A 15226-nucleotide genomic window follows, 5' to 3' on the forward strand; every position below is an offset into this window, starting at 1 on the left:
GTCCTCTCTTCCTCTCAGTCGGGTGTGTTCAGGCCACAGTCAGGGGCGTGCAGCATCGATGGCTTCCCACACGCGGTGCGGGCTGGCAGGCATGTCCAGATCCTTGACGCCCAGGGAATGCAGGGCATCGAGCACGGCATTGATCACGGCTGGCGGCGAGCCTATGGCCCCGGCCTCGCCGCAGCCCTTGGTACCCAGCGGGTTATGGGTGCATGGCGTGCAGACCGTACCCAGCTTGAAGTCGGGCAGATCGTCGGCGCGGGGCATGGCGTAGTCCATGAAGCTGCCGGTCAGCAACTGACCCGAGTCACGGTCGTAGACGCAATTCTCCAGCAGCGCCTGGCCTATGCCCTGGGCCAGTCCGCCATGGACCTGACCCTCCACAATCATGGGGTTGATGATGGTGCCGAAATCGTCCACGGCACTGAAGCGGTCGACACGCACCACGCCCGTGGCAGGGTCCACCTCAACCTCGCAGATATAGGTGCCGGCCGGGAAAGTGAAGTTGGTGGGGTCGTAGAAAGCGGTCTCGTCCAACCCCGGCTCCAGCTTGTCCAGCGGATAGTTGTGCGGCACATAGGCCGTCAGCGCAATCTGGGCGAACGGCAGCTTTCTGTCGGTGCCGCGTACCGTGAACTCGCCTCCCTCGAAATCGATGTCTGCATCGCTGGCCTCCATCAGGTGGGCGGCAATCTTCTTGGCCTTGGCCTCGATCTTGTCCAGCGCCTTCATGATGGCCGCACCTCCGACGCTGATGGAGCGCGAGCCATAGGTACCCATGCCAAAGGGCACGCGGCCCGTATCGCCATGGACGATCTCCACATGCTCGACGGGAATGCCCAGTCGGGCCGCCACCACCTGGGCAAAAGTGGTCTCATGCCCCTGACCATGACTGTGCGAGCCCGTAAACACCGTCACGCTGCCCGTGGGATGGACGCGCACCTCGCCGCACTCGAACAGACCGGCACGAGCGCCTAGCGCCCCGGCAATATTGCTGGGAGCAAGGCCACAGGCCTCGATGTAGCTGCTGTAGCCCAGGCCGCGCTTGAGTCCTTTGGCCTCGCTGGCTGCGCGCCTGGTCGCAAAGCCCGCCACATCGGCCAGTTGCTCGGCCTGATCCATGCAGGCCTTGTAGTCGCCGGTGTCGTACTGCAGCGCCACTGGCGTCTGATAGGGAAAGCTGGTGATGAAGTTGCGGCGCCGGATCTCCGCCTGGGACAGATTCATCTCCCAGGCACAGCGGCTGACCAGGCGCTCAAGCAGATAAGTGGCCTCGGGGCGGCCTGCACCCCGGTAGGCATCCACGGGCGAAGTGTTGGTGAACCAGGCATCGACCTCGATATGGATTTGCGGCGTGGTGTACTGCCCCGCCAGCAGCGTTGCGTAAAGAATCGTCGGAACGGCGCTGGCAAAGGTGGACAGATAGGCGCCCAGGTTCGCATCGGTGTGCACGCGCATGGCGAGGAACTTGCCATCGGCGTCCATGGCCATCTCGGCATGGCTGACATGGTCGCGGCCATGCGCATCGGTCAGAAAGGACTCGCTGCGATCGGCCGTCCACTTGATATTGCGGTTGAGCTTCTTGGCCGCCCAGGTCAGGCAAACATCCTCGGCATACAGAAAGATCTTGGAGCCGAAGCCGCCGCCCACATCGGGAGCAATCACGCGCACCTTGCTCTCGGGCAGGCCCATGACGAAAGCCGTCATCAGCAGCCGCTCCACATGCGGGTTCTGGTTGGCCACGTACAGTGTGTACTCATCCATGGCGCGGTTGTAGCTGCCGATGGCCACGCGCGGCTCCATGGCATTGGGGATCAGCCGGTTGTTGACCAGATCCAGCCGCGTCACATGGGCCGCGCCCGCAAACACGGCATCCACGGCTGCCTTGTCGCCTATCGCCCACTGGTAGCAGCGGTTGTCGGGAGCGATATCGTGAACCACGGCGCCGGGCTTTTTGCCACCCGCCGCATCGGCCACGTTCACGACCGCAGGCAGCACCGCGTAATCGACCTCCACCAGCTCGGCCGCATCGCGTGCCTGCTGCAGGGTCTCGGCAACCACCATGGCCACCTGGTCGCCCACATAGCGCACGGTATCGAGGGCCAGGATCGGGTGCGGCGGCTCCTTCATGGGCTCGCCATTGGTGCTGGTGATCAGCCAGCCGCAGGGCAGGCCGTTGATGCCGGCGGCCGCCACATCGGCGCCCGTGAGCACGCCGACCACGCCTGGCGCCGCCTTGGCGGCATCCACGTTGACGCTGCGCAGCCTCGCGTGGGCATGGGGCGAGCGCACAAATACCGCATAGGCCTGCGCGCCCAGCGTGATGTCGTCCGTGTACTGGCCTGCGCCGGTCAGAAAGCGATCATCCTCGCGGCGCAGAACGGCTTCGCCGATATGCGGCAGCTTGGAAAAGTCAGATGCACCCATGGTGTGTCTCCTCTTCTAGTTGTGATGCGCGGCTCAGCTGGCGCTCATGCCGTCGCGACCCACTTTGACGGCAGCGACGATGTTCTGGTAGCCCGTGCAGCGGCAGATATTGCCTTCGAGCAGTTCGCGGATCTCGGCATCGGTGGCCTGAGGCTTCTGGCGGCACAGATCCACCGCACTCATCACCATGCCGGGCGTGCAGAAGCCGCACTGCAGGCCATGGCACTGCTTGAAGGCCGCCTGCATGGGATGCATGGTTCCATCGGCAGCGGCCATGCCCTCTATGGTCTGCACCTCTGCGCCCTGGGCCTGCACGGCCAGCATGGTGCAGGACTTGATGGCCTTGCCATTGACCAGCACCGTGCAGGCTCCGCACTGGCTGGTATCGCAGCCCACATGGGTGCCCGTCAGGCGCAGCTGTTCACGCAGCGCCTGCACCAGCAAGGTATTGGGGGGGACGTCAATGCTGGCCGCGCGGCCATTGACCGTGAACTGAACATTCATCGTGATGCCTCCTGCCTTTATCCGAAGAATTGGGTAACAAAGCACAACCGCACTCTCTATGGTGGGCAGTTACCGCCATGCAAGGCGCTAGGGTTGACCCCCAAGCCAGACGAAACACGCACAGATATTCTCAAAATGAAACACTGTCCGGAGTCCGCATGTCGCCCGCCAGCCCCGCCATTTCCGCGCAAGCCGCAGCGCATCCAGGTGCACGCCATTCCCTGCTTGCCCAGGCCAGGCAGCAGTTGCTGGCGATGGACTCATCCCATGCGCTGGCACCGTCTGGCCTGGCTCCCTGGCTCTGGCGCTCGTGGCAGCGCTGCGTGGCGCAGGGCCGTCATCCCGCGCAAAAAGTGGAGTTCGAGGCCGTCGGACCTCACGCGCTGCGCCACGCCCAGGACAAGCACCAGTTGCTGCTGCAGGCTGCACGCCCGGTCATGACGCAACTGGTCGCGGCCGTGGGCGCCATGCGCTACTTCTGTCTGCTGACCGATGCCCAGGGACTGGCACTTGAAGTGCAAGGTCCCGTCGACCATAGCGATCTGCGCGCGCTGGCCGTAGGCCGTGTCGGCGTGGATCTGTCCGAGCGCGGCGTGGGCACCTCGGCCATAGGCGCGACACTGGCCGAACTCAGCCCGGTATGGCTGCACAGGCAGGAGCATTTTTTTGACGACCTGCGCGACTACAGCTGCGCAGGCGCTCCGGTATTCGGCCCTCAGGGCGAGTGCCTGGGCATGCTGGACATCACCGGCATTGATGTACCCGAGCGCCCCGAACTGCTGCTGTTGGCACTGCGCTGCGCACGCGCCATCGAAGATCGATTGCTGCGGGCCCTGCCTCATACCCTGCTGCTGCGCGTGAACTGGCCCGGTGGACCTCTGGGCCAGGAAGGCGAAGGCCTGATGGTATTTGATGCCGAAGGCCGATTGCTGGGCAGCAATACCGTGGCCAGGCAACTGGTGCCGCGTCCTCTGCAAGCCCCTGGGGGGGACTCGCTCATCCAGAGCCATGAGCTGCTGGCCCTGCCCTGGAGTCATCTGATCGAACATGCGCGCCAGCGGCCCGAGGCGCCACTGCAACTACCGCTGTGGTCCGGTCTGCGCCTGCTGGCACTGGCACAGGCCGGTCCCTTGCTGCGCGCCCCCGTCATGCCGGGTTCCGGCGCAGCCTGTCGGGCAACATCTGCCAATGCCATGACCACACCGCTACGCACCAGCGAGTTGCTGCTGATTCAGCAGGCCATGCAGGAGGCTCACGGGAATGTAACCTTGGCCGCCCGCAACCTGGGATTGAGCCGGGCCACGCTCTATCGCCGGCTGGCCAGCAAATAAGAGGTCTTGAACCGGATCTGATGCAGTTTGGCTCTCTACGGATTTGCCCTAGTTTCAGCACGAAAACGCCCTCCACGACAGCAGGCGCACACTAGCAAGCAAGCCCATGAAAAATACAAAATACCTCAATAAAACAATCATCTAAGCTGCACCAGCCGTGCACTTCCAGCTATCGTACGCATAGCAAGCACAACTGACGCTCGGACGCCACATTTGCGTGCGTATTTGTAAAAAACACCATACCTGCGTCCGTAGAATCTCCAGTTTGGTTCAAAAACTCAGATCGCCCTGAGGCTTACCAGCCCCAACAGCGCGACGCATACACAGCCTACTTTTTGGAGACACCATGCAGGCTTTACTCGCCCTGTCCAGGGCTATCGACAGGCTCAACGCCTTTGTCGGCAAATATTCCATCTGGCTGATATTTGCCGCCACCTTCATCAGCGCCGCCAACGCCATTGTTCGCAAGGCCTTTGACACCAGCTCCAATGCCTTTCTGGAAGTCCAGTGGTATCTGTTCGCATGGTCCTTTCTGATTGCTGCGGGCTACACCCTGCTGCATCGCGAGCATGTGCGCATCGACGTGATCAACAGCCGTCTGTCCAAAAAGGCCCAGGTCTGGATCGACATCATCGGCTTTGCCTTCTTTCTCACCCCGCTATGCCTGACCATTCTGTGGCTGACCATGCCGGTGGTGATTCAGATGTACCAGTCCGGCGAAATGTCGGGCAACCCCGGCGGGCTGATCCGCTGGCCCGTATGGACGGCGATTCCTGTGGGCATCACCTTGCTGCTGCTGCAGGGCATCTCCGAGCTGATCAAGCGCATTGCCTTCCTGACCGGCGACGGCCCCGACCCCATGGGCAAGCTCAGCGACAAGAGCGCCGAGGAAGAACTGGCCGAGGCCCTGCGTGCCGAAGCCGATCGCAAGCAGGCTGAGGCGCTGGCCGCCCAGGCCAAGGCATAACGGTAGCGGGAGACAATCGATGGAATTTATCGCTACCAACTACGCCCCCATCATGTTTGCGGGGCTGATCTGTTTTTTGCTGCTGGGATTTCCCGTGGCCTTCAGCCTGGGGGCAGCAGGCCTGGCCTTCGGCTTTTTGGGCATCGAACTGGGGGTCTTTCCCTCCTCCGTGATGGCCTGGCTGCCCCAGCGCCTGATCGGCATCATGGCCAACGACACCTTGCTGGCCGTTCCCTTTTTCACTTTGATGGGCCTGATTCTTGAACGCTCGGGCATGGCAGAGGACCTGCTTGACACTGTCGGCCAGGTGTTCGGCCCCATCCGCGGCGGTCTGGCTCTGGCCGTGATCTTTGTGGGTGCACTGCTGGCCGCCACCACCGGCGTGGTTGCTGCTTCGGTGATTTCCATGGGCCTGATCTCTCTGCCCATCATGCTGCGCTATGGCTATGATCGTCGTCTGTCATCGGGCGTGATTGCAGCGTCTGGCACGCTGGCACAGATCATTCCGCCCTCGCTGGTGCTGATTCTGATGGCCGACCAGTTGGGCAAGAGCGTGGGCGATATGTACAAGGGCGCCTTCATTCCCGGCTTCATGCTCATGGGTCTGTATGTTCTGTGGGTGGTGATTCTGGCCATCTTCAAGCCCAAGATGGTGCCTGCCCTGCCTGTGGAGGCACGTATCTACCGCGAAGCCAATGGCAACGGTGGCTATACCTCGCTGGCCGTGGTCATGGGCATCTCGACCATCGTGGCCATCTTCCTGGCCAATCACATGGCCGACCTGCACACCTGGTGGCAGGGCAAGGAAGTGCTGGATGTACCCACTGACGAGAAAATCGTCACCGCCATGTGCGGCGGCACGTTCATCGCCTTTGTGATCGCCTCGCTCAACCGGGTCCTCAAGCTGGGCCTGCTGTCCAAGCTGGCCGAGCGCGTGACCTTTGTGCTGATCCCTCCGCTGCTGCTGATCTTCCTCGTGCTGGGCACCATCTTCCTGGGCATTGCGACTCCTACCGAAGGCGGCGCCATGGGAGCCATGGCGGCCCTCGTCATGGGTTTTGCCCGCCGACGCCTGAACATGGACCTGCTCAAGCAGGCCCTGGCCTCGACCACCAAGCTGGCTAGCTTCGTGATGTTCATCATGATCGGCGCCACCACCTTCAGCCTGGTGTTCCAGGCCGCCGACGGCCCCAAGTGGGTGGAGCATCTGCTGACCAGCCTGCCCGGCGGCCAGGTGGGCTTCCTGATCGTGGTCAACATCATGATCTTCTTCCTGGCCTTCTTCCTGGACTACTTTGAACTCTCGTTCATCGTGGTGCCGTTGCTGGGACCCGTTGCCGAGAAGATGGGCATCGACCTGATCTGGTTCGGCGTGCTGCTGGCCGTGAACATGCAGACCTCGTTCATGCATCCGCCCTTCGGTTTTGCACTGTTCTTCCTGCGCTCGGTCGCTCCGGACAAGCAGTACGTCGACAAGGTCACGCACAAGGTCATCGAGCCCGTCACCACCATGCAGATCTACAAGGGTGCCGTGCCTTTTGTGCTGATTCAGCTCGTGATGGTGGGTGTGCTGATCGCCTTCCCCGGCATCGTGACCGGCGCGCTCGACAAACCCGTGGTCGTGGACATGAACAAGGTGGGCGACGAGATGCTCAACCAGCTCAACGATGCTGGCGGTGGCTATGGCGCAGACAACCCCTTCGGGGCCCCTGAGGGCGGCGAAGAAGGCTCTGCAGTGCCAGCGGCCCCTGCCGAAGGCAACCAGCCTGCCCCGGCCGCACCCGATGCAGGCGACTATGGCTCGGATGATCCGGCCAAGGCCCTGCAGGACTCACTGAACGCAGCTCCTGCGAGCAAGTAAATCTTCGCCCCTCCGCTGATACAGCCCCGGCTCGCCAGAGTCGGGGCTTTTTCATTGGGCAGAGGTTGCCGAGTGATAGATTTGCTGTTTTCCCAGAAAACCGCAATGACCATCGCCGAATTGCTGACGGCCATCCGTCAACCGTACGCAGACCTGCTGTCACAGGCCGCCAATGCCCAGGACTCTTATGTGGAGCCGGCCTATCGCAACAGCGATGGGACGCTGGCCACAGAAGGTGCATGGAATCTGCCCTGCCGGGTCGATGTCATCCCCGTATCGGAAGACAGCGCAGAACCTGTACAAGTGGATTCACAGACGCGGCTCGATTTCGAACCCATTTATTTCCGCATCGGTGATTCCGCAGTGGAGCTGCAGCCCTTTGTTTGGGACTGGCTGTCGCTGGAAGTGCAAGGTCTGACAGAAGAGAAGGCCTCCAAGGCGCTCATCGACTGGTTCAACGATTGGTTTGATGGAGATGATGAAAACGAGCCGGATGCAGCGGGGCTGCAGCAGGTCGTTCACTTCATGTCGGACCCGCAAGTCCTGGCAGGAGGAGTGAAAGCGACCATAGATCTTGGCTCTGCACCTGTCGAAGCCCTGGAAGATTTGCTGTTTGCGCTATCTGACGCAGGAGCCGCTCAACTCAGGCTCGCATGATTTCGGGCACATGAAAAAACCGCAGCAAGCTGCGGTTTTTTTTGCAGCCAGCGCATGGCGCCGGCAGTCTTGAGTCTGACCGGAATCAGATCTTGGCAGTCGCCATGTACTGATTGAAGGGGTACTCGGAGAAGCGGTTCCACAGAATCTGGTCGCGCTGGAAGGCGCGCATGTCCTGGTGGATCTTCTTGAATTCGGGCGACTTGGCTTCGTGCTCGGCAAACACCTCCATGGAGGCCTTGAAGCCGGCATCCATCAAAGGCTTGGGGAACATCTTGAGCTGGGTCTTGTTGGCCACCAGGCGCTTGATGGCCTGAGGGTTCAACACCTGGTACTTGCTGGTCATATCGGCGGCAGCCACGCGGGTTGCGGCGTCCAGGATCGCCTTGTTCTCGGGCGACAGCGCGTTGTACTTCTTGATGTTGATGAAGAACTCCAGCTCGGCAGAGCCTTCCCACCAGCCGGGGTAGTAGTAGTAAGGCGCAACCTTGTTGAAGCCCAGCTTTTCATCGTCGTAGGGACCGACGAACTCCACGGCGTCCAGCGTACCCTTTTCCAGAGCCTGGTAAACATCGCCTGCGGGCATGTTCTGCGCCACCACGCCCAGCTTGGCCATGGCCTCGCCGAACACGCCGCCGCCCAGACGCATCTTAAGACCCTTGAGGTCTTCCACGGTCTTGATTTCCTTGCGATACCAGCCGCCCATCTGGGTCGTGGTGTTGCCGGCCGATGCGGTCTTGAAGTTGTACTTGGCAAAGAAGGCGTCAAGGAGCTTGCGGCCGTTGCCATGATCCTTCCAGCCGTTCATCTGCAGTGCGGTCAGGCCGAAGGGCACGGCGCAGCTGAAGGCGAAGATGGGGTCCTTGCCGGTGAAGTAGTAGGCAGCGGTCTGCGCCATGTCAATGGTATCGCCCTGCAGCGCATCCACCACGCCGAAAGCGGGCATCAGCTCGCCAGCGGGGTGCACCGAAATCTCGAACTTGCCGCCCGACATGGCCTTGACCAGTTGCGACAGCTTTTCAGCACTGCCGAAGATGGTGTCCAGCGACTTGGGGAAGCTGGAGGCCAGGCGCCAGCGCACAGCGGCCTGGGCGTGAACAGCAGGTGCTGCACCCGCGGCCAGAACGCCGGCGATACCGGCATTTTTCAGAATGGAACGACGATCCACTTTAGTCTCCTTGAGGAACGAATTGAGCTGATACAGACCACTGATCTATGCCAGCTTGTTTTATGCAACAGGCACAAAATGTACACGAGCCAACCGTTTCGCAAGCGCTAAAAAGTGACCGTTCGCTTAAGAAGTTCTACCTAGTGATGCGCGCCCAATTGAAAATAATCAATCACTACAGACGTACCGCACTCATATAGCTGGCATAGCGGAACTCGGAGAAACGATCCCAGAGCAACTGGTCGTGCTGAAATCCGCGCATGCTTCTGTGAATTTTCTTGAACTGCGCCGACCTGCCCTCATGCTCGGCCATGGTGGCCATCACGGCCTTGAACCCCGCATCCATGAGCTCGCGCGGAAAGGCTCGCAGTTGCACGCGTTCGCTGAGCAGCTTCTTGAGCGCTGCGGGGTTGTACGCCAGGTACTTGGCAGTCAGATCCTTGGCGGCCAGCGCCGCTGCGGCCTCCACCATGGCGCGCAGTTCGGGCGTCAGGGCCACAAAGGCCTTGGCATTGATGAAATAGGCCAGCTCTGCACCGCCCTCCCACCAGCCCGGATAGTAGTAGTAAGGCGCGATCTTGCCGAAGCCCAGCTTCTGGTCGTCATAAGGGCCGACGAACTCCACCGCATCGAGGCGGTTCTTTTCCAGCGCCTGCTGCGCATCGGCAATGGGCATGTTGACGGCCTGCACGCCCAGCTTTTGCAGCGCATCACCCAGCAAGCCGCCGCCAGCGCGCATGCGCAGACCATGCAGATCCTGCACGGTCCTGATTTCCTTGCGGTACCAGCCCCCCATCTGCGTGCCGGTGTTGCCGGCACTCAGACTCTTGATGTTGTACTGGGCGTAGAAATCATCCATGAGCTTGCGCCCGCCGCCCCACTCCATCCAGGCATCCATCTGCCGCGCCGTCAGACCAAAGGGCACGGCGCAGCCCAGTGCAAAGCAATAGTCCTTGTCGGTGAAATAGTAGGGAGCGGTCAAAGCCATTTCGACCGAGCCGTTCTGCACCCCCTCCATCACGCCAAAGGCAGGCATCAGCTCACCTGCAGAGTGCACGCTGACCTCGATCTGCCCACCGGACATGAAGCGCAGAGATTGGGCAAATTTTTCTGCTCCGCCAGAAATGGCGTCAAGGACTTTGGGAAAACTCGTCACCAAGCGCCAGCGCAGCACTTCCTGACTGCGCACCGCAGGAGCCACGCCCGCTGCCAGCACACCAGCCATGCCCACATGTTTGACGAGTGAGCGACGATCCATGAATATTTCTCCGCTAGTAGTTGTCCATTGCAAAGCCGGCTGCAACAGCCTGATCACAGGCCGGCAGCCACAGGCATTCTAGAAACGCAGACGCCGGCCGTGTGGCGATTCGCGGTTGCCGTCAGTTTTCTTGACGACAAGCAAAGAAAAAGGCCCTTCGATGAAGGGCCTGGTTTCAGTCCATCAGGACTTACGCAAACAAGGATGCAGCAACGGCCTGCCCCATCTGGAGCGTGCATCTGCCTGAACCCGTTTTGCGTAAACGATGTCCCTGTCGCCTCAGCCCGCAGCCAGACGCTTTCGGATGGAGGCCTCGATGCCTGCCGCATCCAGCCCCTGCAGCGCAAGCAGCTTGGCGGGGTCGCCATGCTCGATGAACTCGTCGGGCAGCCCCAGCTGCAGCACGCTCTTGCTCAGGCCATGGGCGGCAAGGCTCTCCATGACGGCACTGCCAGCGCCGCCCATGACACAGCCTTCTTCCAGCGTGACGATGAGCTCATGATCTGCAGCGATCTGGAGCAACAGCTCTTCATCGAGAGGCTTGGCCCAGCGCATATTGGCCACGCTGGCATCCAAGGCTTCGGCAGCCTGCAAGGCCGGGTACAGCAAGCTGCCGAAGGCCAGAATCGCCACCTTTTTGGAGGCCGACTCACGGCGCATCTCGCCCTTGCCAAAGGGCAGGCCTTCCAGGCTGTCAAGCGGAGTCACGCCCACCCCGGCGCCGCGCGGGTAGCGCACGCAGACAGGGTGATCCTGCTCATAGGCCGTGGTCAGCAACTGGCGCGTTTCACGTTCGTCCGCCGGGCAGGCCATGCTCATATTGGGAATGCAGCGCACAAAGGCGATGTCGTAAGCGCCAGCGTGTGTGGCACCGTCGGCGCCCACCAGACCGGCGCGGTCCAGCGCAAACACCACAGGCAGGTTCTGCAGCGCAACGTCGTGGATCAGCTGGTCATAGGCACGCTGCAAGAAAGTGGAATAGATGGCCACCACGGGCTTGACGCCTTCGCAGGCCATACCGCCGGCGAAAGTGACTGCATGCTGCTCGGCGATGCCCACGTCGTAATAGCGGCCGGGAAAGCGCTTGTGGAACTCCACCATGCCCGAACCCTCGCGCATGGCGGGTGTGATGCCGACCAGACGCTGGTCCTTGGCCGCCATATCGCAGAGCCAGTGACCAAACACCTGGGTGAAGGTCTGCTTGGCAGGCGTGGCTGGCTTGACCAGACCGACCGCCGGGTCGAATTTCCCGGGGCCGTGATAGGCCACGGGGTCGGCCTCGGCCAGCTTGTAGCCCTGGCCTTTCTTGGTAACCACATGCAGAAACTGAGGCCCCTTGAGACCCTTGATATTCTCCAGCGTGGGAATCAGCGAATCGAGATCATGGCCATCAATGGGACCGATGTAGTTGAAGCCGAATTGCTCGAACATGGTGGCAGGCACGACCATGCCCTTGGCCTGCTGTTCCAGACGCTTGGCCAGCTCCAACAGGGGCGGCACCTGCTTCAGGACGCTCTTGCCCACATCACGGGCCTTGGCGTAGAACTGGCCGCTCATCAGCTGGGCCAGATAGCGATTGAGCGCGCCCACGGGCGGGCTGATGCTCATGTCGTTGTCATTGAGGATGACCAGCAGGTTGGCGTCATGCACGCCGCCGTTGTTCAGCGCCTCGAAAGCCATGCCGGCCGTCATCGCGCCGTCACCGATCACGGCAATGGCCCGCCGGTCTTCACCTTTTTGCTTGGCGGCCAAAGCCATGCCCAGCGCAGCAGAGATGCTGGTCGACGAGTGCGCCGTGCCAAAGGTGTCGTATTCGCTCTCGGCCCGCTGGGGAAAGCCGGACAGGCCGCCGAACTGGCGCAGCGTGCCCATGCGATCACGGCGGCCAGTCAATATCTTGTGCGGATAAGTCTGATGACCCACATCCCAGACGATGCGGTCATAGGGCGTGTTGAACACCGAGTGCAGCGCCACGGTCAACTCCACCGTCCCCAGATTGGAACTGAGGTGCCCGCCAGTCCTGGAAACGCTGTCGATCACATAGGTGCGCAGCTCTGCGGCCAGGCTTTTGAGCTGGGAGCGCGAGAGGCCGCGCATATCTGCGGGATCGTTGATGCTGTGCAGCAGGGAAGAAGTATTCGTGGACATGTTCTATATTTTTAATAGCTGCTAGTGTTTACCAATACTGGATTACAGGGCTTCTCTATTAAATTTCAGTGGGTGCGCTGCACAACCATATCGGCCAGTGCGGCCAGGGCCTGGGTGTCGGCCAGACCGCTGCGCGTCAAGGCGGCGTGAGCCTGCTGGCGCAACTGCTCGGCATGGGCTCTTGCCGCCTCCAGCCCCAGCAGCGACACAAAAGTGGGCTTGTCATTGGCCGCATCCTTGCCGGCCGTCTTGCCCAGCGTTGCGGAGTCGGCCACCACATCCAGAATGTCGTCCACCACCTGGAAGGCCACGCCCAGTGCCTGGCCATAGTCGGTCAGCGCGGCCAGTGCCCGGGCATCGGTCTGTGCATTGCAGGCGGCCCCCATGAGCACGCTGCCCAACAGCAGCGCACCGGTCTTGAGACGGTGCATCTCGCGCAACTGCGCCTCGCTCAGTTGCTTGCCCACGCTGGCCAGGTCAATGGCCTGGCCGCCGGCCATGCCCTGGCTGCCCGCCGCTGCGCCAAGCAGGCGGCACAGCTTGGCCTGCATGGAGCAGGGAATGCCGTCGTCGTCAGGCAGCAACAACTCGAACGCCAGGGCCTGCAGGGCATCGCCGGCCAGCAGGGCCGAGGCTTCGCCAAACTGCACATGCACGGTGGGCTTGCCACGGCGCATGGTGTCATTGTCCATGCAGGGCATGTCGTCGTGCACCAGGGAATAAGCGTGAATCAGTTCTACGGCACAACCTGCGCGCAGCGTGGCCGCAGCCAGACCGCCCACCGCCTCGGCGGCCGCCCAGACCAGCAGCGGTCGCAAGCGCTTGCCGCCATCGAGCACGGCGTAGCGCATGGCCTCGCCCAGGCCCGCAGGTGCATTGATGCCCACCCAGCGCGACAGCGCATCTTCGGTGCGCGCCAGTCGCTCCTGCATCCAGACGGAAAAATCCAGGGCAGGCTTGCCCTCGTTCAAAGGCGTCGATGGTTCGGCAATCATTGATTCATTCATGGGCTGCATCTTCAAGGCAAAAAGCGCGGACGCCGGGATCAGTCCTGGGTCCAGGCGGACAGCTTGCCTTCGTCCAGTACCTTGACCTGCTCCTGCACGGCTTCGAGCTGGCTGCGGCAAAAACCCAGCAGCTCGGCCGCACGCTGGTAGCCGCTGAGCATCTGCTCCAGCGGAAGCTGACCCGATTCGATCTGCGCAATCAGTTGTTCCAGCTCCTGCAAAGCAGCTTCATAGCTGACAGGCTGTTCGGATTTTTTGGCGGCAGCGGCCTTGGGCATGGATGGTGTGGGCTATGTTGGACGAAAACGACGATTTTAGGCGCCCCTGCACCATTGGCGTGCAATGCCCGCAAAGCCGGCAGGCGGGAGATGTCTTGGCTGTGACTTCCGGTCAGGTCGATGCCGTCCGCACCAGCCTTTTTGACGACCTGCCACGGTTTGCGGACGGCTGGCAGCTTGCTGACAGGATCCTTCGCTACAACGTCGAAATAACGTCAATACACGTACCAGAAAAACGGAAATAACCCCACAGCCTATAATCCCATTCCCGTCAAGCCGGCCACGTGCCTGGTCATCCGGTCGGGCAAACGAGTCGGCTGGCCATGCGCCACCGTCCATTGCCTGAGGCCCGTGTCCAGACAAGGCCGGTTTCGTTTTTTACCGTGTGCGCACGTGCACCCTCCCTGTGGGGAGTCTTTAGGTCAGGTCATCCATGACTGATTTAAGTCTTCAACTGCAGCAGGCCGCAAGCCAACTACCAGTTTCAAGTTATTTCGACGAGGCGCTGTTCCAGCGTGAGTTGGAAACGATTTTCAAGCGCGGCCCGCGCTACGTGGGTCACCAGCTGGCCGTTCCCGAGATAGGCGACTACTACGCCCTGCCTCAGGAAAAAGAGGGGCGGGCGCTGGTACGCAATGCCAAAGGTGAAATCGAGCTGATCTCCAACGTCTGCCGCCACCGCCAGGCGGTGATGCTCAAGGGGCGCGGCAATCTGCTGTCCGAAGGCAAGGGCCATGCCGGAGGCAATATCGTCTGCCCGCTGCACCGCTGGACCTACAGCACCAGCGGTGAGCTGCTGGGCGCCCCGCATTTCAGCCACGACCCCTGCCTGAACCTCAACAACTACCGTCTGCGCGAGTGGAACGGACTGCTGTTCGAGGACAACGGCCGCGACATAGAGGCCGATCTGGCCGGCATGAAGCTGCGCGAGCAGCTTCAGTTCGACGGCTTCGTGCTCGACCATGTCGAGATGCACGAGTGCAACTACAACTGGAAGACCTTTATCGAGGTCTATCTGGAGGACTATCACGTCGGCCCCTTCCACCCCGGTCTGGGCAACTTCGTCACCTGCGACGATCTGAAGTGGGAATTCGCCAGCGAGTACTCGGTGCAGACCGTGGGCGTGGCCCCCGGCTTCGGCAACCCGGGCTCGGACATCTACAAGAAGTGGCACGAGGTGCTGCTGGCCTACCGCAACGGCGAGCTGCCCGATCGCGGCGCCATCTGGCTGACCTACTACCCCCACATCATGGTGGAGTGGTATCCGCATGTGCTGACCGTCTCGACCCTGCACCCGCTGGCCGTGGACCGGACGCTGAATGTGGTGGAGTTCTTCTACCCTGAGGAAATCGCCGCCTTCGAGCCCGAGTTCGTGCAGGCCCAGAAGGCCGCCTACATGGAAACCTGCATCGAGGACGACGAGATCGCCGAGCGCATGGACGGCGGCCGCAGGGCGCTTTATGAACGCGGCGACAACGAGGTCGGCCCCTATCAGAGCCCCATGGAAGACGGCATGCAACATTTCCATGAGTGGTATCGCCGCATCATGGGCGACAGCGTCCCCCAACGCTGAATGAGGTAAGCCTCAAGACTGATAGCTGCTATCGCTTACCCCATAAG

The 15226-nt window shown here is 61.6% G+C and carries 13 protein-coding genes; 6 read left to right on the forward strand and 7 right to left on the reverse strand.

Going from position 1 to position 15226, the window contains the following annotated elements; translation table 11 throughout:
* Positions 1–39: 39 nt before the first annotated feature.
* Positions 40–2427, reverse strand: coding sequence for a xanthine dehydrogenase family protein molybdopterin-binding subunit (locus AAIL67_RS18660; protein ID WP_343484555.1), 2388 nt, complete (start codon positions 2425–2427; stop codon positions 40–42).
* Positions 2428–2460: 33 nt separating this feature from the next.
* Complete coding sequence (locus AAIL67_RS18665; RefSeq protein WP_034352836.1) at positions 2461–2931, reverse strand: (2Fe-2S)-binding protein; 471 nt, start codon at positions 2929–2931, stop codon at positions 2461–2463.
* Between the two features lie 158 nt (positions 2932–3089).
* On the opposite strand from AAIL67_RS18665, the gene AAIL67_RS18670 reads away from it, so the two are divergent.
* The 4 genes from AAIL67_RS18670 to AAIL67_RS18685 all read left to right on the forward strand — a co-directional run bounded on the left by AAIL67_RS18670 (position 3090) and on the right by AAIL67_RS18685 (position 7747).
* Complete coding sequence (locus AAIL67_RS18670) at positions 3090–4262, forward strand: helix-turn-helix domain-containing protein (protein WP_343484556.1); 1173 nt, start codon at positions 3090–3092, stop codon at positions 4260–4262.
* A 346-nt stretch (positions 4263–4608) separates the two neighbouring features.
* Complete coding sequence (locus AAIL67_RS18675; RefSeq protein WP_343484557.1) at positions 4609–5229, forward strand: TRAP transporter small permease subunit; 621 nt, start codon at positions 4609–4611, stop codon at positions 5227–5229.
* A 19-nt stretch (positions 5230–5248) separates the two neighbouring features.
* Entirely contained in the window at positions 5249–7090 is a 1842-nt protein-coding gene (locus tag AAIL67_RS18680) for a TRAP transporter large permease subunit (protein WP_343484558.1), read from the forward strand.
* A 105-nt stretch (positions 7091–7195) separates the two neighbouring features.
* Positions 7196–7747: a hypothetical protein gene (locus AAIL67_RS18685; RefSeq protein WP_343484559.1), complete on the forward strand. Its 552-nt coding sequence runs from the start codon at positions 7196–7198 to the stop codon at positions 7745–7747.
* Between the two features lie 85 nt (positions 7748–7832).
* On the opposite strand, the gene dctP is transcribed toward AAIL67_RS18685, so the two are convergent.
* The 5 genes from dctP to xseB all read right to left on the reverse strand — a co-directional run bounded on the left by dctP (position 7833) and on the right by xseB (position 13606).
* A complete protein-coding gene (gene dctP, locus AAIL67_RS18690; RefSeq protein ID WP_003069176.1) occupies positions 7833–8915 on the reverse strand; it encodes a TRAP transporter substrate-binding protein DctP in 1083 nt (360 codons plus the stop codon).
* Positions 8916–9090: 175 nt separating this feature from the next.
* Entirely contained in the window at positions 9091–10173 is a 1083-nt protein-coding gene (locus AAIL67_RS18695) for an ABC transporter substrate-binding protein (protein ID WP_343484560.1), read from the reverse strand.
* 279 nt (positions 10174–10452) lie between these two features.
* On the reverse strand, positions 10453–12321 hold the full coding sequence (gene dxs, locus AAIL67_RS18700) for a 1-deoxy-D-xylulose-5-phosphate synthase (RefSeq protein WP_034352851.1): 1869 nt from the start codon (positions 12319–12321) through the stop codon (positions 10453–10455).
* 65 nt (positions 12322–12386) lie between these two features.
* Positions 12387–13328, reverse strand: coding sequence for a polyprenyl synthetase family protein (locus AAIL67_RS18705; protein WP_034352937.1), 942 nt, complete (start codon positions 13326–13328; stop codon positions 12387–12389).
* A gap of 38 nt (positions 13329–13366) precedes the next feature.
* Entirely contained in the window at positions 13367–13606 is a 240-nt protein-coding gene (gene xseB / locus AAIL67_RS18710) for an exodeoxyribonuclease VII small subunit (protein ID WP_003069159.1), read from the reverse strand.
* Positions 13607–13620: 14 nt separating this feature from the next.
* Here xseB and AAIL67_RS18715 point away from each other — a divergent pair, with 14 nt between their 5' ends.
* Positions 13621–13851: a hypothetical protein gene (locus AAIL67_RS18715; protein WP_224648591.1), complete on the forward strand. Its 231-nt coding sequence runs from the start codon at positions 13621–13623 to the stop codon at positions 13849–13851.
* 188 nt (positions 13852–14039) lie between these two features.
* On the forward strand, positions 14040–15179 hold the full coding sequence (locus AAIL67_RS18720; RefSeq protein ID WP_034409502.1) for an aromatic ring-hydroxylating dioxygenase subunit alpha: 1140 nt from the start codon (positions 14040–14042) through the stop codon (positions 15177–15179).
* Positions 15180–15226: the final 47 nt, after the last annotated feature.

This window comes from Comamonas sp. A7-5 (assembly GCF_039581385.1).
Lineage (GTDB): Bacteria > Pseudomonadota > Gammaproteobacteria > Burkholderiales > Burkholderiaceae_C > Comamonas > Comamonas thiooxydans.

Coding starts and splice junctions, on each gene's coding strand:
- AAIL67_RS18660 (WP_343484555.1), bottom strand. CDS start 2,427: ATGGGTGCATCTGACTTTTCCAAGCTGCCGCATATCGGCGAAGCCGTT.
- AAIL67_RS18665 (WP_034352836.1), bottom strand. CDS start 2,931: ATGAATGTTCAGTTCACGGTCAATGGCCGCGCGGCCAGCATTGACGTC.
- AAIL67_RS18670 (WP_343484556.1), top strand. CDS start 3,090: ATGTCGCCCGCCAGCCCCGCCATTTCCGCGCAAGCCGCAGCGCATCCA.
- AAIL67_RS18675 (WP_343484557.1), top strand. CDS start 4,609: ATGCAGGCTTTACTCGCCCTGTCCAGGGCTATCGACAGGCTCAACGCC.
- AAIL67_RS18680 (WP_343484558.1), top strand. CDS start 5,249: ATGGAATTTATCGCTACCAACTACGCCCCCATCATGTTTGCGGGGCTG.
- AAIL67_RS18685 (WP_343484559.1), top strand. CDS start 7,196: ATGACCATCGCCGAATTGCTGACGGCCATCCGTCAACCGTACGCAGAC.
- AAIL67_RS18695 (WP_343484560.1), bottom strand. CDS start 10,173: ATGGATCGTCGCTCACTCGTCAAACATGTGGGCATGGCTGGTGTGCTG.
- dxs (WP_034352851.1), bottom strand. CDS start 12,321: ATGTCCACGAATACTTCTTCCCTGCTGCACAGCATCAACGATCCCGCA.
- AAIL67_RS18705 (WP_034352937.1), bottom strand. CDS start 13,328: ATGAATGAATCAATGATTGCCGAACCATCGACGCCTTTGAACGAGGGC.
- xseB (WP_003069159.1), bottom strand. CDS start 13,606: ATGCCCAAGGCCGCTGCCGCCAAAAAATCCGAACAGCCTGTCAGCTAT.
- AAIL67_RS18715 (WP_224648591.1), top strand. CDS start 13,621: ATGTTGGACGAAAACGACGATTTTAGGCGCCCCTGCACCATTGGCGTG.
- AAIL67_RS18720 (WP_034409502.1), top strand. CDS start 14,040: ATGACTGATTTAAGTCTTCAACTGCAGCAGGCCGCAAGCCAACTACCA.